The organism is Amycolatopsis rhizosphaerae, assembly GCF_007713715.1.
In the GTDB taxonomy this organism is placed as follows: domain Bacteria; phylum Actinomycetota; class Actinomycetes; order Mycobacteriales; family Pseudonocardiaceae; genus Amycolatopsis_E; species Amycolatopsis_E rhizosphaerae.
This window is the reverse complement of sequence record NZ_VJWX01000003.1, coordinates 13,487-31,080: the sequence shown is the minus strand read 5'-3', so window position 1 is coordinate 31,080 and position 17,594 is coordinate 13,487. Positions and strand designations below refer to the sequence as shown.

The 17,594-nt window shown below is 66.7% G+C and carries 16 protein-coding genes and 1 pseudogene; 11 read left to right on the top strand and 6 right to left on the bottom strand.

Annotated elements, in window-relative coordinates:
- Positions 1-23: 23 nt before the first annotated feature.
- Positions 24-1,112: pseudogene (locus tag FNH05_RS00750) on the top strand (MFS transporter); the annotation flags it as partial.
- 39 nt (positions 1,113-1,151) lie between these two features.
- Here the strand turns inward: FNH05_RS00750 and FNH05_RS39010 are convergent.
- Positions 1,152-2,027, bottom strand: a complete 876-nt coding sequence (locus FNH05_RS39010) for a LysR family transcriptional regulator (protein ID WP_144584816.1) — start codon at positions 2,025-2,027, stop codon at positions 1,152-1,154.
- Positions 2,028-2,097: 70 nt separating this feature from the next.
- Here FNH05_RS39010 and FNH05_RS00740 point away from each other — a divergent pair, with 70 nt between their 5' ends.
- Together FNH05_RS00740 and FNH05_RS00735 are read left to right on the top strand one after the other, a co-directional pair.
- Positions 2,098-2,415, top strand: a complete 318-nt coding sequence (locus FNH05_RS00740; RefSeq protein WP_144584814.1) for a hypothetical protein — start codon at positions 2,098-2,100, stop codon at positions 2,413-2,415.
- Complete coding sequence (locus tag FNH05_RS00735) at positions 2,412-3,158, top strand: SDR family NAD(P)-dependent oxidoreductase (RefSeq protein WP_144584812.1); 747 nt, start codon at positions 2,412-2,414, stop codon at positions 3,156-3,158. Before FNH05_RS00740 ends, FNH05_RS00735 begins: the two co-directional genes overlap by 4 nt.
- A 352-nt stretch (positions 3,159-3,510) precedes the next feature.
- Here FNH05_RS00735 and FNH05_RS00730 read toward each other — a convergent pair whose 3' ends face one another.
- The 3 genes from FNH05_RS00730 to FNH05_RS00720 form a co-directional block, all read right to left on the bottom strand.
- Entirely contained in the window at positions 3,511-4,503 is a 993-nt protein-coding gene (locus tag FNH05_RS00730) for an LLM class flavin-dependent oxidoreductase (RefSeq protein WP_144584810.1), read from the bottom strand.
- 46 nt (positions 4,504-4,549) lie between these two features.
- The gene (locus FNH05_RS00725) at positions 4,550-6,079 is read right to left on the bottom strand and encodes a class I adenylate-forming enzyme family protein (protein ID WP_222426469.1); all 1,530 of its coding nucleotides are present in this window, start codon (positions 6,077-6,079) and stop codon (positions 4,550-4,552) included.
- A 177-nt stretch (positions 6,080-6,256) separates the two neighbouring features.
- Positions 6,257-7,033 (bottom strand): glucose 1-dehydrogenase, encoded by a 777-nt coding sequence (locus FNH05_RS00720; RefSeq protein ID WP_144584806.1) that lies wholly within the window; start codon positions 7,031-7,033, stop codon positions 6,257-6,259.
- A 166-nt stretch (positions 7,034-7,199) separates the two neighbouring features.
- On the opposite strand from FNH05_RS00720, the gene FNH05_RS00715 reads away from it, so the two are divergent.
- Positions 7,200-7,592 (top strand): response regulator, encoded by a 393-nt coding sequence (locus tag FNH05_RS00715; RefSeq protein ID WP_144584804.1) that lies wholly within the window; start codon positions 7,200-7,202, stop codon positions 7,590-7,592.
- On the opposite strand, the gene FNH05_RS00710 is transcribed toward FNH05_RS00715, so the two are convergent.
- Positions 7,558-10,461 (bottom strand): ATP-binding protein, encoded by a 2,904-nt coding sequence (locus FNH05_RS00710; RefSeq protein WP_186382296.1) that lies wholly within the window; start codon positions 10,459-10,461, stop codon positions 7,558-7,560. The two genes, FNH05_RS00715 and FNH05_RS00710, sit on opposite strands and share 35 nt — an antisense overlap.
- A gap of 162 nt (positions 10,462-10,623) precedes the next feature.
- Here FNH05_RS00710 and FNH05_RS00705 point away from each other — a divergent pair, with 162 nt between their 5' ends.
- From FNH05_RS00705 to FNH05_RS37700, 5 genes are all read left to right on the top strand, one after another.
- The gene (locus FNH05_RS00705; RefSeq protein ID WP_186382295.1) at positions 10,624-11,253 is read left to right on the top strand and encodes a response regulator transcription factor; all 630 of its coding nucleotides are present in this window, start codon (positions 10,624-10,626) and stop codon (positions 11,251-11,253) included.
- A gap of 661 nt (positions 11,254-11,914) precedes the next feature.
- Entirely contained in the window at positions 11,915-12,607 is a 693-nt protein-coding gene (locus tag FNH05_RS00700; RefSeq protein WP_246127399.1) for a hypothetical protein, read from the top strand.
- Positions 12,608-12,814: 207 nt separating this feature from the next.
- A complete protein-coding gene (locus tag FNH05_RS39680) occupies positions 12,815-13,939 on the top strand; it encodes a YwqG family protein (RefSeq protein WP_144584796.1) in 1,125 nt (374 codons plus the stop codon).
- A gap of 150 nt (positions 13,940-14,089) precedes the next feature.
- On the top strand, positions 14,090-14,647 hold the full coding sequence (locus FNH05_RS00690) for an SMI1/KNR4 family protein (RefSeq protein ID WP_222426467.1): 558 nt from the start codon (positions 14,090-14,092) through the stop codon (positions 14,645-14,647).
- A 61-nt stretch (positions 14,648-14,708) separates the two neighbouring features.
- Positions 14,709-14,876, top strand: a complete 168-nt coding sequence (locus FNH05_RS37700; protein WP_186382294.1) for a hypothetical protein — start codon at positions 14,709-14,711, stop codon at positions 14,874-14,876.
- A gap of 102 nt (positions 14,877-14,978) precedes the next feature.
- Here the strand turns inward: FNH05_RS37700 and FNH05_RS00685 are convergent, their stop codons facing one another.
- The gene (locus FNH05_RS00685) at positions 14,979-15,578 is read right to left on the bottom strand and encodes a TetR/AcrR family transcriptional regulator (RefSeq protein WP_144584794.1); all 600 of its coding nucleotides are present in this window, start codon (positions 15,576-15,578) and stop codon (positions 14,979-14,981) included.
- A gap of 97 nt (positions 15,579-15,675) precedes the next feature.
- Between FNH05_RS00685 and FNH05_RS00680 the strand changes: the two genes are divergently transcribed.
- Positions 15,676-16,839 (top strand): epoxide hydrolase family protein, encoded by a 1,164-nt coding sequence (locus FNH05_RS00680; RefSeq protein WP_144584792.1) that lies wholly within the window; start codon positions 15,676-15,678, stop codon positions 16,837-16,839.
- 245 nt (positions 16,840-17,084) lie between these two features.
- On the top strand, positions 17,085-17,459 hold the full coding sequence (locus tag FNH05_RS00675; protein WP_222426466.1) for a hypothetical protein: 375 nt from the start codon (positions 17,085-17,087) through the stop codon (positions 17,457-17,459).
- Positions 17,460-17,594 lie beyond the last annotated feature (135 nt).

The window sequence follows — 17,594 nt, the reverse complement described above, 5'->3', positions numbered from 1 at the left end:
GACCGAATCTAGCGTATTCCTCCGTGACAGCCCCAGCACCGACTCGATGCATCACCGCACTGTTGACCGTCACCTGCGCGGTGACGTCATCGAACATCTACCTGCTCCAACCGCTACTCGGTCAGGTCGCCCACGATTTCGGAGCCTCGCAAACCGATGCCGGGCGGTGCGCGACCCTGATCCAGGTGGGTTACGCGGCCGGCATCCTGTTGCTGGTGCCACTGGGCGATCGAGTGAACCGCCGTCCGCTGATCCTGACCATGATGACACTGACCACGATCGCGCTGGTCTGTGTCGCGGTCTCGCCGACCATCACCTGGCTGGCGGTCGCGGCGACCGCACTCGGTTTCCTCACACCGATTCCGCAAGTAGTCCTGCCGCTGGGCGTCGCACTGGCCGGGCACCAACCCGGCCGTATCGTGGGCACCCTGCAGGCCGGCCTGCTCGTCGGGCTACTGGCGTCCCGCTCCTACGCCGGTCTGCTGGGCCAGTTCGCCAGTTGGCGCCTGGTGTACTGGTGTTCAGCCGCTCTGATGATCTTCACCACCGTCGCGCTGAAGGCGAAACTACCGTCCATGCCGGGCGCCGACACGGCCCTGCGCTACCCCGCGCTGCTGCGATCGTTGTCCGTCATGCTGTTCGGCAACGTCCGTGTGGCCGGGGTATGTCTTTCCGGTGCGTTGATCGGCTGTGCGTTCGGCGCCTTCTGGAACACCCTGTCGTTCGTGCTCGCCGGCGAGTTCGGCTTCGGGCCGGCGGTCATCGGCCTGTTCGGACTGGTCGCCGCGACCAGCGCGACCACATCACCGTTGGCAGGCAGGCTGGCCGACCGGTGGGGCGTGCGCCGGAGCCAGCTCATGCTGATCTGCACCGTGGCCACCGGCTGGATCGTCCTGCTGATCAACCCGCACGCCGTGGGATCGTTCGTGGCGGGCACGGTCCTGCTGGACGTCGGCGTGTGGGGAAACCAAGTGGTCAACCAGGCCACGCTGTTCCAGTCCGATCCGGCCATCCACAATCGGCTCAACACCCTCTACTTCGTCACCCGCTTCCTGGGCATCGCCGCCGGTTCGGCGTTGGGCATCCAGCTGTGGAGCGTCGCCGGCTGGCCCGCCGTGGCAACCGGTGGGCTGTTGGCCGCCCTGCTCGCGCTACCGATCGCCCTGTTTGCCGCGGGTACCCGAGGAACCGGAGGTGACCTCGATCGCGGCGGCCACGAACGAGGCGACCAGCGGCCGACGATCCTGCTCGTTCCAGGCGAGCACGAGGCGGCTGGGCGGTGCGTCGGTCACCGGGACGCAGGTCAGGCCGGCCGGGACCGGTTGGACCAGTGAGCGAGGCAGCACTCCGATCATCCGGCCTACCTTGATCATGTCGAGCAACTGGACCACGTCGGCGACCTCGGGGCCGGCGCCGTCGCCTCCGGGGATCCCTTTCCAGCGCGGTAGCGTCTCACCGGCCAAATCGGACATTCGCGCGGCAGGACGGCCGGCCAGCCGGTGTCCGGACGGGACGATGGCCACGCGGTCCTCGGTGAACAGCGTCTCGTGGGCCAAGCCGTTGAGGTCGTCGAAGGGCGCGAAGAGCAGTCCGACGTCGGCCCGGCCGTCCTGAAGAAAGTCGGTGCGGTCGGCGGGGCCGCTGAACAGGATGTCCACCCTGCGGGCGTGGGGCTGGAGGGCGTAAGCGGCCAGGATCTCGGACAGCAGCCCGGCGTCGCCGCCGGGCTTGAGCACGAGCCGCAGGCGGGCCTCGGTGTCGCCCGCGCGCCGCGCGCTGCGGACGGCGGCGCTGACCGCGTTGAGCGCATGCCGTCCGTGTTCTCGCAGCGCCTCTCCGGCAGGGGTGAGCTCGACGTGCCGGCTGGAGCGGACGAACAGCGGTACACCGAGCCGGGCTTCGATCCGCTGGATCGCCTTCGAGAGAGCGGGCTGGGCGATCGAGAGCCGGACGGCGGCCCGGCCGAAGTGCAGCTCGTCGGCGACGGCGAGGAAGTACGCGAGTTCGCGGGTCTCCAGTTCGACCATTCCTCTAGGTTATCGCCGAAGACCGAGTCGATCTTGGACACGAGTGGCTCAGTGCGCCGAAAATCGAAGCATGATCCACCACACGATGATCGTTTCGTTCGATCAGCCGATACCCGATACCGAACTCGATCAATATCTCGCAGACATTGAACAGGCGATGCTCGACACCGGTTTGGCGCAGTCGGTCGCGGTCCGGCGCCACCTGCCCATCCCCGGCGAGGAGGCCATTCCCGCCCTGATCGCGACCGCGATCGTGCAGGTCGCCCTCGCCGACACCGACGCGCTGGCGAAGGCGTTCACGGCACCTGGCCTGCACGAAGTCATCGACCGCTGGCAGTCGAGGCATCCGTACCAGGTCGCCTGGGCGAACCACGAGCCGCTGGCATGAGCGACGTTTCGCGGCGGGTCGGACTGGTCACCGGTGCCGGCAGCGGGATCGGGCGCGCGACGGCGCTGCTCTTCGCGCGCAGCGGTGCCGCGGTGGGCGTGTTCGACATCAACGAGGCCGCAGCCGCCGAGACCACCGGGATGATCAGGGACGAAGGTGGGGAAGCACTGGCCGTCACCGTCGACATCGCCGACGAACGCTCGGTGCGGGCGGCCATCGAGCGCGTGAGCACGGAGTACGGTGGCCTGGATTTCGCGGTGAACAACGCCGGACTGTCCTCGCGCCGGAAGCTCGACGAGCTGACCCCGGACGAGTTCGACCGGGTGGTCCGGGTCAACCTGGCCGGGACGTTCCTGTGCATGAAGTACGAACTGCCCCTGCTCCGGAAACGTGGCGGTGCGATCGTCAACATCGCCTCCAACGGCGGGTTGTACGCGATTGGGCAGGCCCCCGCCTACGTGGCCGCCAAGCACGGCGTCGTCGGGCTTACCAAGGTCGCCGCGGTTGATTACGCCCCGGAGGGCGTCCGCGTCAACGCCGTCTGCCCCGGACCGACCCGCACACCCGGGTTCGAGAAGTGGGCGGGCGATACGGACATGATCGTGCGGCAGGAGGCGATCACGCCACTCGGCCGCCTGGCCACGCCGGAGGAGGCCGCCGAGGCGGCGGTGTGGCTCTGCTCGGACGCCGCGTCCTACATCACCGGGATCGCGCTGTCGGTCGACGGCGGACGACGGGCTTGAGGGGCATCGCGGCCGCGGTGGCCGCCGCCTTCCCGGGGGCGGCCACCGCAGTGCGGCGATGTCGTCCGAACTGCCGCCGTGCGCTTTCCGGTAAGCGTCGAGCAGCAGTTTCGTGGTGAGCCTCCGTGGCGACGATCCACATGCGGTGCGCTGCGTGAAATGTCAGGCGTCGATACGGGTGCCGCAACGTTTACCACAACGGCTGATCACCAGCAGCCGGGATCAGGCCGTACTGCTGGTGATACAACCGCAACCACACCAGGCATCCGGCAACGTCGGCAACGTCGGCAACGTTGCTGCCCGGCATTCCGCAGCGCCACAACGGTTTGACAGGGGTGCGCCGCTGAACTGGCTACTGGGCGTCGACCTTCGGCAGGATCTCTTCCTTCAACCGCTTGAGGTCGTCGAGCGTCTTGGCGACCGGGACGTCCTGGAACGGCGGCCACAGCAGCGGCATCGTGAGCCCGGCCTCCTGGTACCGCTTGAGCCGGTCGGTGAGCTGCGCGGCGGTTCCCACCAACAGGTTGGTGAGCTTGCCGTTCGGCGACTGATCCGTTTCTTCGTCCGTGATGACGAACCAGAGCATGCTGCAGATGTCGAGTTCGTCGACCCGCCGCGAGCTGCCCATCTCTTCGAGTTCCTGCTGGATGGCGCCGCGCCACCGGCTGAGTTCGTCTGGCGTGTCCTGGATTCCGATCCAGCCCGACAGGCCATATTTCGCGATGCGCAGGGCTGAGCGCTTCGGATCCTTGAGTCCGCTGAAGTAGATCGGCGGATGCGGATCCTGCACGGGTTTCGCACCGAACCCGCAACTGTCGAAGTCGGCGAATTCTCCGTGGTATTCGAAGAGCTCGTTGGTCCAGATACCCTGCATGATCTCGAGCGTCTCGCGCACATGCTTGTGCCGCTTCGGGTAGATGTGCGAGGCGCTCGCGGCGGCGAACTCCTCGGGCATCCAGCCGGCCCCTACGCCGACGTTGAGCCTGCCGTTCGAGAGGTGGTCCATGGTCGCGAGCTCCGCGGCGAGGACTCCGGGCGCACGGAACGGGGTGTCGATGATGCTCATGCCGATCCGGACGTTGGTCGTCTTCGCGGCCAGCCAGGGAATCAGGGGCATCCCCTGGAGGAACTCACCTCGCGCGGAGACCGGCAGGCCTTTGGGGAAACCGTCCATCATGCCGAACGAGTACTGGAGTTCCTCGCGGTCGGAAGCTTCCGGGACGACGATCCGGTCGAGTGTCCACACCGAGTCGAAATCGAGCTGCTCGGCGGTTTTGGCGAGGTCTTCGAGCTCCTGGACGGTCACTTTGTCCCGGAAGTTCGGCAGGTAGAGAGCAAGCTTCATGACCGACGTCCTCCTTGGCGCCTGGAATGGTTTGTCGATGACTGCGTCATCGTGGAGAATCAATGGCCCGGAGGGCCTTCTTGTCGAGCTTGCCGACTGAGGTCAGCGGCAGGGTTTCGATAAGCCTCACCTGCTTGGGGACCTTGTAGCGGGATAGCTGCTCTCGGCAGTGGGCCGTAACGACATCCGGATCGACGGTGCGGTTGGGGGAGGCGACGATGAACGCGACGACTGCTTCTCCCCACACCGGGTCCGGTATTCCGACGACGGCGACCTGCCCAACGCCGTCGACCTGGGCGATGACGTTCTCGACCTCGCTGGAATAGACGTTCATCCCGCCGGTGATGATCATGTCGTTCTTGCGGTCGACGAGGTAGAGATAGCCTTCGTCGTCGACCCAGCCGAGATCGCCTGTGTGCAGCCAGCCGTCCCGGACGGTCTGCGCCGTCTTCTCCCGCAGGCCGTGGTATCCGATCATCGTGTACGGCGTGCGGGCAGTGACTTCGCCGACGGCTCCGGTAGGGCATTCGTTGCCTTCGTCGTCGACGATCCGAACCCGCGCGAGGGCGACCGGGCGGCCGCAACTGGTCAGGCGTTGCGGCTTCGTGGGATCGTGGTCTTCGCGAGTCAGCCGGGTGATGAAATTCGGCGCTTCGGATTGGCCGTATAGCTGCATGAAAACCGGACCGAAGGTCGCCAGGCCCTGGGTGAGCCGCTCCGGGGTGATCGGTGCCGCGCCATACAGAATCGTCCGCAGTGCCGAAAAATCGAGGTCGCGCTCGCGGGAGACCGTCGCGACGTGGTCGAGCAGCCGGTAGATCATCGTCGGCACGGCGAACAGGAAGGTCACGCGGTCGCGCTCGATGCGCTCCAGGACCACGCCGGGAGAGAAGCCCGGCTCGGCGAACGAGTGCGCGCCCTTCAACATCCCGGCCTGCAGGTGGAACCCCGCCGAATGAGGAAGCGGCGAGGTGAGCAGAAGCCGTTCGTCGTCGCCGAACCCGATTTCGACGACGTGGCCGAGCACGTTGACCGCGAGTCCCTGCTGGGTGTGCACGACACCCTTGGGGTCGCCAGTGGTTCCCCCGGTGTAGATGATCAGGCCGACGTCGGACGGCGCGACCTCGACCTCGGGTGGGGTCGCCGCACCGTGCCCGATGGCTGCTTCCCACGACACCGTGCCCGGCGGGGACGGTGTCGGTGCCGGCCCAACGATCACGAGCGTGCGCAGCGGAATCTCGGGATCGGCCAGCGCGGCGCGGGCATTGGGCAGCTGCGAGGGAGTCGCGATCGCGACCACGGCTCCGCTGTCGCGCAGGATGTACTGCGACTCTCGGCGGCCGAGCATGTCATTGAGCGGCACCTTCGCGCCGCCACACCGCAGCACCGCCTGGTCGGCGACGACGTACTCGACTCCGTTGCCCATCATGAGCGCGACCGGCATGCCGGGAGAGATCCCGTTTTCGTGGAGGAATCGAGCCAATCCGTTGGCCTGTTCGACGACCTCGCGGTAGGAGAGCGTGATGCCCTCCGAGGTGACGGCAGGCTGGCTGGCGAAACGGTCGAGCGCGGGCACGAACAGGTCGCGCAGTGTCAATGAACCGGAGGTCATCGGGCTTCCTCTGCGGAGATCGTCAGGGCGCCGTCCTGGTGCTCGGCGCGGGGACAGCGGGTGTGACGCGGTGGCCGTCGGCGGGAACGCCGAGGTCGCGGGCCGAGGTGCCGTCCGGCATGCCCGGCCCGCGACGCCAGGTCAGGCCGCCGTGATCCCACCGTCGATGACCAGCTCGGAGCCGGTCACCCAGGACGCTTCGTCAGAGGCGAGGTAGAGCACACCGTAGGCGATGTCCATCGGTTGGCCGGGCCGGCCGATCGGGTGTGCCTGGGCGAGCGCTTCGTAGAACGCGTCGCGGTCACCGGTGTTGTCACCGAGGTGCTGGACCATCGGCGTCCAGGTGTAGCTGGGGTGCACCGAGTTGACGCGGATGCCGTAACCCGACTTGGCGGCGTGCAGCGCCGCGGACTTCGTGAAGAGCCGCACTGCGCCCTTCGAGGCGTTGTATGCGGCCAGGTTGTCGATCCCGACGAGACCGGCGATCGAGGAGATGTTGACGATCGAGCCGCCTTTCGGGTCCTGCGCCTTCATCACCCGGATGGCCTCTCGCGTCCCCAGAAAGACCGCTTCGTTGTTGATACCGTTCACTCGGCGCCAGCCCTCGAGGGTCGTGTCCTCGACGGTTGCGTCAAGGACGATACCGGCGTTGTTCACCACGATGTCGAGACGTCCGTGCTCTGCCACGATCCGATCGGTGATCGCGGCCCACACCGCCTCGTCGGTGACGTCCTGGTGCAGATAGGCGGCTTTGCCGCCGTTGGCCAGGATGTCCTTGGCGACGGCCTCGCCCTCGGCATCCAGGACATCGGTGAGGATGACCGTCGCGCCTTCTTGAGCCATGACGCGACCCGTCGCCTCGCCCAGGCCACGTGCGCCGCCGGTGATCAGGGCGACTTTGCCCTCGACTCGTCCCACTGGGTCCTCCGCTAACCACTGCCGGATATGATGGGGATCACGCTAGGGACGCGTCCGGCGCCGCAGAAGGGCTCATCGCATCACCTGCAACTGGTGCATTCGCACCATCTCCGCACCCGCCGCGCCATTTAGGGTGGTGGTGCGCGGAAGGAGGAGGTGGCCGGAGATGGACGTGGTCGCCGTCGACGACGACGCCGCAGGCTTGGCATTGCTGAGACTGGTCATGGAGTCGGCAGGCCACCGGGTGCGGACGAGCGTCGACGTCACTGGGGGCCTGCGGCTGCTCGCTGAGGGGACGCCCCCCGCGGTCGTGGTCACCGACCTTCTCATGGGCGCCCGGCGAGACGGTGGGTACCGCCTGATCAGCAAGATCCGGGCGGACCCGGCGCACGACCGCGTCGCGGTCGTGGCACTGACCGGCGTGACCAGCGTCGAGGATCTGGAACGAGCGCGGGCGGCCGGCGCCGACGCGTGTCTGCCCAAACCCTTCGATATCACCGAGTTCCTGGCGATCCTGGTCGCGGTCAGCTCGGCGCGCTCGACGTCAGCCGACGGCTGATCGCCCCGAGGATCTCGTCGACCACCCACGGTTTGCCGAAGACTTCGACGTCAGCCAAAGCCGGCGGCGCAGTGCGGGGGCCTGCCGTCACGACGAGCGTTGGTGGGAGATGTCCGTTCGCATGGGCGGCAAGTTCCTGCACGAACTCCCAACCGTTGCCGTCGGGCAGTCCGATGTCGATCAGCAGCAGGTCGGCCGGGCTCTTCGCGAGCAGCGACCGCGCTTCCGCGCACGTGGCCGCCAGGTCGAGCGTTACCGTCGGCCACCGAGACAGGGCCGACGAGAGCAGCAGCCGGCTCGCCGGATCATCCTCGAGGTAGAGGACGCGCCCCCGAGGTTCGTGATCCGAGACCGCATCTCGGGTTCGTGCCGGGTTGGCGTGCTTCGGCGCACACGCGGCCAGTTCCACCCGGAAGGTACTGCCGACGCCGAGTTCGCTGGCAACCGTGAGATGCCCGCCCATCGCCGCAGTCAGCCGCTGCGAAAGGGCCAGGCCAAGTCCCGACCCCTCAGCGCCTGTCTCGCTCGCGCGGTGGAAGGGCAGGAAAAGCTGTTCGAGCTGTTCGGGAGCAATGCCGGGCCCGGTGTCCGTCACCACGATCGCGCCCCGCTCGACTCCGATCGTCACTCGTCCGCCCGCGGGGGTGAATTTGATGCCGTTGCCGATCAGGTTCAGCAGAACCTGGCGCAGCCGTTGGGGATCCGCCTCGGCCCATTCCTCCGGTACGTCGTCGGGACCGCTCAGCTTGACGGATCGTTCGTCGGCCAGCCCGGCGACGATCTCCAATGCCTCGCGCACGGCGTGCGACAGTGCGACGGGTTCTGGCGTAAGCCGCAGCTGACCGCTCTCCGCGCCGGTCAGGTCTATCAGGTCGTTGATCAGCCTCAGGAGATGCCGCCCAGCGCTCAGGATGTGGCCCACGCCCTCTCGCTCCTGCTGTTTGGTCAACCTGTTCGCGCTGAGGAGCTGCGCGAACCCGATGACGGCGTTGAGCGGTGTCCGCAGCTCGTGGCTGACCAAGGCGAGCAGCTCGCTCTTCGCGTGGTTGGCGGCCTCGGCAATCGCCCGGTCCTGGTATGCCTGGGCCACCCGCCGGCGCTCGGTCAGGTCGAACAGTTCCACGCAGAAGTGTCGCGGATCGCCGTCGCGGCCGCGGATGAGCGATCCGCTCAGCGCTGCCCACAGCGGCTCCTCCTGCCCGGCAACCCAAACCCGCACTTCCGCGGAGGGCAGCCGGTCGCCGGGCACACCGGGCCCCGACTGCCGATCCGACATGGCCGACATCGCCGCCGCGACCGCCCGCGCGTCGCCGGGATCCACCACGTCGGCCAGCCGCAGACCGGTGACTGCCCGGCCGGCCATGGCCGAGAACGCCGCGTTCGCCTGCTGAATGTGACCGTCCAGGTTGACCAGCGCGATCCCCAGTCCGGTCGTTTCGAAGGTACTGCGGAATCGTGCCTCACTCTCGAGCAGGTGTTCGTACAGCTCGGCGGTACCGATCGCGATCGCGGCCACGTGGGTCAGGCGCTGGACGAGTTCCGTCGCCGCTGCGTCGGGCACCCAGCTGACCGCGTGATACACCGCGAACGTACCGAGGACGATCCCCCGATCGACGTCGAGAATCGGTGTCGACCAGCACGACCTGAGCCCATGAGGCAACGCGATGGCACGGTAGTCGATCCACCGTTCGTCGGTACCGATGTCGGCCGCGATGACTTCACTGCGAGTGAAAGCGGCCGTGCCGCACGAGCCGGCGAAGGGGCCGACGCGCACTCCGTCGATCGCCGCGCGGTACGGTGCCGGGAGGCGCTCACCTGCACCGTGGTGCAATGTGCTGGCCGACTGGTCGAGCAGCAGAATCGAGCAGGTGCTCCCCGGCAGGTGCTGTTCCATCGCCGTGATCAGTGCCTGAAGGCTGTGTTCGAGCGGATCGCGACGTGCGATGCCTTCGAGAATCCGGGCGATCGCCCAGTCACCGTCCGAAGACGGCGAGGCGATCGGGGCCCGCTGGCCCCGGGAGTGTGGCGTTGCGTCAGGTAGCTGCAACCGCACCACGGACCCCGCCGCGCACGCGCGGGATTCGACCGTCAGGGTGCCGCCGTGATCAGCGGCGAACTCCGCGGCCTCGGTCAGTCCGAGTCCGTCGCCAGGAGTTGCCCAGCCGGTGGTGAACGGCCGTAGCGCGGTGCCCTCGTCCCAATCGCCCGGCAGACCCTGACCGTTGTCGGTCACCGTGAGCTCCACCGTGTTCCGATCGGGCGAGCCGCGGCTTATCCGTACTTCGATGGAGGTCGAGCCGGCCCGTCGCGCGTTGTCCAGCACACTCGTGATCGCCCGCGCGAACCTGAGCCGGTCCACCAGCACTCGGACGGACCGGCAATCGACGGCATCGACCGTGGGCACCACCTCGCCGGGGCGCGAATTCCGGCACAGTGAGCGGACTGCCGCGACTAGGTCCAGCTGCACCAATGGTGAACGACCGGATCGGGCCGCTCGCCCGGCACGCCATGCGAGTTCGGCACCCTGGTCCGCCAGTGTCTGCAGTTGCAAAGACTTCGTGGGCACCTCGGCAGCGAGAAGCTGGGCAGCCATCGAGACCGCGGAAGCGTTGCCTGCGATCTCATGGGCCGCGCGTCGCGTCTCACCGCGCTGGACGGCTGCCCTGGCGGCCAGCACTCTGGCAGCCGCGCACGCGGCCGCCAGATCGTCCGGTGCGGGCCTTTCCCCGTCGGCGCAGGCCAGGACGATATCGGCTCCGGCCAGCTGCGCCGCGATAATTTCGCCCGGTGAACTCGACCGGACCAGCGCAACAATGGGAAGATCCGGCGACGACTGCCGCAACGACGGGACCTCGCCGACGCGGACCACTCGGACTTCCTCCGGGGCGAACCCGGTGGCGACGTCGGACCGGAGGATCTCGTGCATGACATGTCACCTCGTCGTAACCTGCGCAGCGAGCCGGCGGCGCGGGGGATACCCCCGGCCGTAGCTCAGACCGTAACATCGCGAGCGGCGCCGACCGTGCTGCTCGTGGACGACCACCCGGTTTTCGCCGAGCTGCTCGGGGAGGCCTTGACAGCAAGCGGGATGGACGTCATCGGGTGCTGCGGGACTCTCGCCGAGGCGCTCGACTCCGTCGCCGCCACCTCGCCCGACATCGTTGTCCTCGACCACCACCTGCCGGCCGAGAGCGGGGCCAGCGGGATTGCGGCCGTCCGGCGACGTGCGCCGCGGACCCGCGTGCTGATGCTGACCGCCGCCGACCAACGCAGCGTGCTGCAAGAGGCAATGGACGCCGGCTGTGACGGTTTCGTCACGAAGCGACAGAACGTGGCCGCTGTCATCGCGGCGGTCGGGGCAGTCTTGAGGGGCGAGACACCGATCTCGCCCGACGTGGCCGGCGGTCTGGTCGGTCGGCGGCCCCCGTCGGTCGGAGGCGATCTGACCCGCCGCGAGGTCGACGTTCTCGACCTGATCAGTGCCGGCCTGTCCAACCAAGGCATTGCCGACGAGTTGCACCTCAGTGTCAACACGGTGCGCAACCATGTGCAACGCGTGCTCACCAAGCTCGACGCCCACTCAAAGCTCGAAGCAGTGGCGATCGCTGCCCGCAACAACCTGCTGAATCCCGGCCGCGGATGCAGCGGCAGACCGGACTGACCGCCGTGGCCGGAGGTGTCGAGGCGCCGCCTCGTGCGATGACAGAAACGCCTCACCGGGATCGATGAGATGGTGATCTCCCTGGCCGCGAAGGGTTAGACCACGGGGGAGATCGCCGCACACCTGGCCGAGGTGTACGGCGTCGCGGCAGACGATGTCCACGAGCGCCGACAAGGTGTGTTTGCGTAGTTTTTTGCAGCAGGTAAGACTGGCTCCGGCCCCGGGGGCGCCCGATGGATGATGTGCTGGAAGCCCGTCCTGAACGCGCTCGCCGCCACCTGCGGTGACCACTGGCCTGCCGCCGAACTCGGACCACGGGTTCGCCGCGGCCTCGCGGGCGGCGGCCTCGTCCTCCGGTTGGAGCCGAAGGAATAGGTCTGGAAGTAGAACGATCTCTGCCGCTTCGGCGGGATCGTGAGGTCGGCTCTCCGATGACCGGCCGGGTTCTTGACCAAGCCGATGGCGCCTTTGAACAGCTCCATCGTGGCAACCGTTTCGCCGGGGTCACTGCCGGCTTGCCGGAAAGCGCCTGCATTTCACGAGAATTTAATCGGCCGGGATCACCCTTGTGCGGTACGTCCAAGAATTGCTCACAACGAGCAGAAAGTGAAGGGGGCTCATGTATTTCAGGCGAGGGTGGCGCACCGCGGCAGCGGTGCTGATGCTCTGGAGTCTGCTCGCCATGACGTGTACCGCTACCGCGAGCGCCGCGCCGGCTCGCGCGGCAAACGCGTGCGGGCCGATCATGTTCGTGATTCCGGGTTACCAGGACGGGGGCCATGAGATGTTGGACCACGCCCCCGCGGGGGCGAATCCGGTCCGCATCCCGTATCCCAACTCGGCCACCGACATCAACCTCTACACTGACGTCGACGCCGGCGTCGCGAACCTGCGCACCGCGTTGTACAACCTGTACGTGAAGTCCAATTGCGACCTCGGCACGAAGGTGTACATCGCAGGGTTCAGCCTCGGCGCGCTCGTCGCGGGCACCGTGCTGGAGACCGAGCCGCCTGGGCGGAACATCCAGGGCATCCTGTTCTCGGACGGTCGCCGTCAGTCGCAGGAGTCCAACTGGCCAGGCGACCCGGGCGGCCTCATCGGGCACATCCCGGTCTCCGGCCCCGGCGGATCCGGGCTCCGGCCGCTTGACGGCTTCAAGTACCCGACGCTCAGCCTGTGCAACGGTCCTCGTTCCGCGGGTGGCGCCGACGGTATCTGCTTCATGAGCAGCATCACGGACCTTGGCGGCTATTTCAGCTCGCACCCGTTCTACAGCTTCGACGTCGCCGATGAACTGCGTATCCATGGTGAAGGCCCGTACCCGAACAACCTGCGCAACCGCGTAATTCCCTGACAGGTAAGGTTTTCTGAACAGCCGGTGTGGTGCCGTGACTGGGTGGGCACGACACCGGCCTGGGTGCACCAGCGGCCCGCTTTCATTGCGACGCTCCACCGTGCCTTCTGCGGCCACGGGAGCAGATCATCGCGGTCACGAACAAGGCCGAGGCGTTCCACGGCTGCTCGGAATGGCTGATGATCGGTGGCAATCCGATCGGCCACGATGATCCCGAGCACCAGGAGCGGTGATCGCCCTACATCACCTCCACCATCCGCAGGATGGGCGATCTCGGTGACCCGGCTGGACCTGGAACAGCGGGGCTGTTCGCCCCCACGTACCCCTGAGCCGCCTGTTCACGCGGGGCGCGTGGGTCTCAGCAACGGTGTTTCCAGCGTTGCTGATCGATTGGGGGAGCGGTCGAGGGGAGTCGCTGGTGGTCGGGCGGTTGCCTGGCAGGATGCGGGAGTGCCCGGACATGAAGATCGGCTCGTTGAGCTTGCGCGTGGACAACTGCCGGACGCGGTTGCTGAGGCCTGGATCGCGTTGTTCCGTCCCGCGGTCCGTCTCATCGCTGTTGGCAGTGGGGTGGCTGTGGGCCACTTGGGGGGTAATCCGTCGTTGCCGGTGGGGATGCCGTGGCCGGTATGGCCGGACGTTGGGCCACTCACCCACGTGGCGAGTCTGGACTGCGGGAGCTTGCCCCGGGAGGCGCTCGATATTCCCCTTCCTGCTGCCGGGCGCCTGTTGTTCTTCTACTTCGACGGGCGTTACCAACTCGACCACGACGATCCTTGGCTCGACATGGCGGAGCCCGATCAGCCTGAGGGTGCCCAAGTGGTCTTCATTCCGGACGGGGTGGCGGTGCGGGAGCGGTCCGCGCCGCCGGGGTTGCGGCCCTATCCCCGTGTTGATCTGGCTGGGGTGCCGATGATGACGGGGCCGCAGCGGGAGCACATTCTGCTCGACCAGGTCAGCGTGCCCGGCGGGCTGTCGTTGGCTGAGGCCGTTGATGGTCTCAGTGTGAACGGATATGCCGGCACTGATGTGTTCTGTGAGGTCGTCTACCAGGTCGATGAGGGCCGGTGGCCCAATCATCAGGTCGGCGGGTTTTCCGATCCGTGGCAGGGTGCCGCGGAGAGTGAAATCGCGGGCCTGGTCCTGGATGGGGTTCCCTGGGGTGATCCGCGGTTTGCCGAGGAAGCTGCCCGGTGGGTGCTTCTTGCCCAGTTCGACAGTGATGGCGAGATGTTGTGGGGAGACGCGGGAGCACTCTACTGGCTCATCCGGCGTGATGACCTCGCTGCCGGTCGTTTCGACCGGGCGAGATTCACGATGCAATGCGGTTGAAAATCGACGGTCGTGGAAGAGTCTGCTGACATGGGTATCGGCCCGGGTCAGGAGGTTCTCTTCGTGCGCACACCCGTTCGTGCGCAGGATCGTTTACCGTTTGGGTTCGGGATCGTTTTGGGGTCCGGGTGTGGTGAGAAGGAGCCGGGTGTGTGGGATGTGACCCAAGTTCGTGATCGGCTCTCCGGCATGGCGGCGGCTGATGCGGGGTGTGTGGTGTTCGGTGCCTCGAAACACCGTTATCGGTTTGGTGCGCCTTTGCGCGAGTCCGCCGTGATCGAGTTCGAACAGCGCCACCAGGTCACGCTGCCTGAGTCGTATCGTGCCTTCCTCGTCGGGATCGGAGACGGTGGCGCGGGGCCGTACTACGGACTCTTTCGGCTGGACGGCTCGGACATTGCTGAACGAGATCGCGAGGACCGCTGGGTCCCTGGTCTCCTCGCTACCCCGTTTCCGCATGTCACGGCCTGGAATCCCAACGGCCCGGACTCTCTGGATCGGATGAGCGACGAGGAGTATTTCGCGCCTGAGTGGGTCGCCGGCTCTTTGGTGATCGCCGAATACGGTTGCGGCGCGTTCTTTCGTCTGATCCTGTCCGGTCCCGCGCGCGGGCAGGTGTGGTTCGACGACCGCGCGAGCGACGGCGGGCTGACGCCCGGCCCGCACTTTCGTGACTGGTACCTGGGATGGCTGTACGACGAGAATTAGACCAATACGCTGGGGATCCTCTTTTTTTTGCAGGTCAAAGCCGGCTCGGGAGATGCCCGGCGTGCCGCGACCCGAGTTCGCGACCGTGGACGTGCGAGACGCGGCCGTAGCGCACCGGCTGGCATTGACGAAACCGCAGGCCGCGGGCAACCGCTACATCCTTGCCCGCGAACAGATTTCGTTCCCGGACATGGCTCGCATCCTGGCCGCCCGCTACCGGATCAATTGAGTGCCCCACTCACAGCTTCCCCGCCTTGGGATCAGCGAGCCTCGTCAGAAATTCTTCGACCGCCAGGGCGATCATGTCTTGCAGCGAGTCGTGTGCTGAGGGTCAGGGCTGGTCGCCCACGAGAGCGAGTGCGCGCGTCTCGGGAACTCCCAGCATCAGCAGGCTCGTGATCGTCGCTGCCCGGGCGCCGAGGGTTCCGTTCGAGAGGTCGTTGTCGGCGATGGCGAACACGGCGCCGTAGGCGAGCTGGCTCAGAATGCCTGCCGGCAGGTGCTGTGCGAACACGTCGCTGTCCTGGCCTCGTTGCACGAGGTCGGCGAGGAGTTCATCGACTGGCCCGAGCAGGCTGTGGATCGCCTCGCCGTACTCGCCGCGGCGCAGCGCCAACAGCACTCGGTACCGGTGGGCCACCGGCCAGATGCGGGCGATGAAGTCGACCCACGTCGCGTCCGCTTCCGTGTCGGAGGCGTTGACTTCGGTGAGCACGGCTGTCATCTCGGTGACGGCCCGTTCCGTGAGTGTCCGGACCAGGTCCAGGCGTGAGGGGAAATGGCCGTAGACGGTGCGGCGGACGACGCCGGCAGCGGAGGCGATGTCGCCCATTCCGGCGTCGGGGTTCTCTCCCAGCACGTCGAGGGCGACGTCGAGGATGCGATCGCGTGTCTCGTTCATCGAGCGCGCACGGGAGGACTCGGCAGGCACGACACCATTGTTGCACACTGGTGTGCAATGAAGTAGGTTGCACACCAGTGTGCAACGGAGAGTTGCGCCGCGCTTCGACGCTCAGGAGAAGAAGGCCATGACCGCACCGACGCCGCCGACCTCGGCCCTCGTCCGCCCGTTCACCGTCTCGATCCCGGATTCGCAGATCGACGACCTGAAGCAGCGACTGGCCAGAACTCGGTGGCCGGATCCGGAAACGGTGGGCGACTGGTCGCAAGGGGTGCGCGTGGAGAACGCCAGATCTCTGGTCGACTACTGGGAGCGTGGCTACGACTGGCGGCGCTTCGAGTCCGAGCTCAATCGCTTCCCCCAGTTCCTGACCGGGATCGATGGGCTGGACATCCACTTCATCCACGTCAGGTCCAAGAATCCCCACGCGCTGCCGCTGATCCTCACGCACGGATGGCCGGGCTCGATCGTCGAGTTCCTGAAGCTGATCGGCCCGCTGACCGATCCGATTTCGTTCGGAGGAGACGCCGCCGATTCCTTCGACGTCGTCGTCCCGTCGCTGCCCGGGTTCGGGTTCTCCCAGAAGCCCACGGAGACCGGATGGACCGTATCGCGCATCGCCAGCGCGTGGGTGGAGTTGATGAAGCGTCTCGGCTACACGAGATGGGCCGCGCAAGGCGGCGATTGGGGTGCCGTCGTCACCACCGCCCTCGGGGCCATGCAGCCCGAGGGGCTTGTCGGAATTCATCTGAACACCCAGTACGCCTTTCCCGCGCAGATACCCGACACCTTGTCGCCCGAACAGCGCCACGCCGTGGAGACCCTCGCCCTCTACACCGGCGATCTCGGCGGGTCGAACCACCTTCAGGGCACGAAGCCGGAGACTGTCGGATTCGCCCTGGCGGACTCTCCCGCTGGTCAGGCAGCCTGGATCTACGAGAAGTTCCAGTCCAAGACCGACAACCACGGGCTCGCCGAGGACACCCTCGGCATCGACGACATGCTCGACGCGATATCCCTCTACTGGTTCACCAACAGCGCAGCGTCGTCCGGCCGCATCTACTGGGAGAACAGATCGCTCACTTTCGCCGGCCCGAAGCTGACGCTTCCGGTCGCGGTGACCGTCTTCCCCAGGGACATCCCACGCCTGCCACGAACCTGGATCGAAGACACCTACAGCAATCTGATCCACTACGGCGAGGCCGACAAGGGCGGACACTTCGCGGCCCTGGAACAGCCCGAGATCCTGGTCCGCGAAATCCGCGCCGGCCTGCGCACCCTTCGTTCCTGAACCGACCAGAGCCGGGTATCGGTCTGTTGTCGTATTCGGGTGGAGATCCTTCTCCACCCGAATACCGCAGGAGAAACGAAGTGTTTCCCCGACCGTGTCGAGGCCTTCGAGTAGCAGTCGGCGGCCGCGTTCGTCCACGGAGAACCGGTGCGCGGGGTCGGTGACCTTCGTCTCCAAGCAATAAGTCTCTTTACACCACCCCGCCGGACATGACCGCTGGGTACCTCGGACGGTAATATCCGATCATGTCAACTGATCCGCGGGTGAAACCGGTCGGGGAATGCCAGGATCTCTACGATCTGCTGGAGCAGATCCGGCTGCGCCCGAGCATGTGGATCAAGTCCTTGCGGGACCTTGAGTTGATCCTCCATGGTTACGGCGTGGCGTTGTCCGTCCATGGAATCGACGACACATTCGTCTTCGCGGCGGGTGGCGGTGCCTTTGCCAAGTGGGTACAAGCCCGTCACGGATGGTCGATGGCCTGCGGGTGGGCACGGGCCATCGAAGACCACGCGGAGGAAGAAGAGCCGCTGGCACTGTTCTACCGGTTGCTGGACGACTACCGGTCCCGTCGCAGTGACCCCGGCCGGAATTCCGATGTCGTCTCGACGTGTCAGTGAACTCGGTCGCGGCCGCTCGGTGAGACGCCGTGAAACGGGCGCTCCAAGTTTACGGTGCCTTCAACGCGCCGCGTCGGCGACTCGAAGGAGCACAAAGCCCTATAGCGGGCTTTCTCGCGCACGTCCTCGCCGACA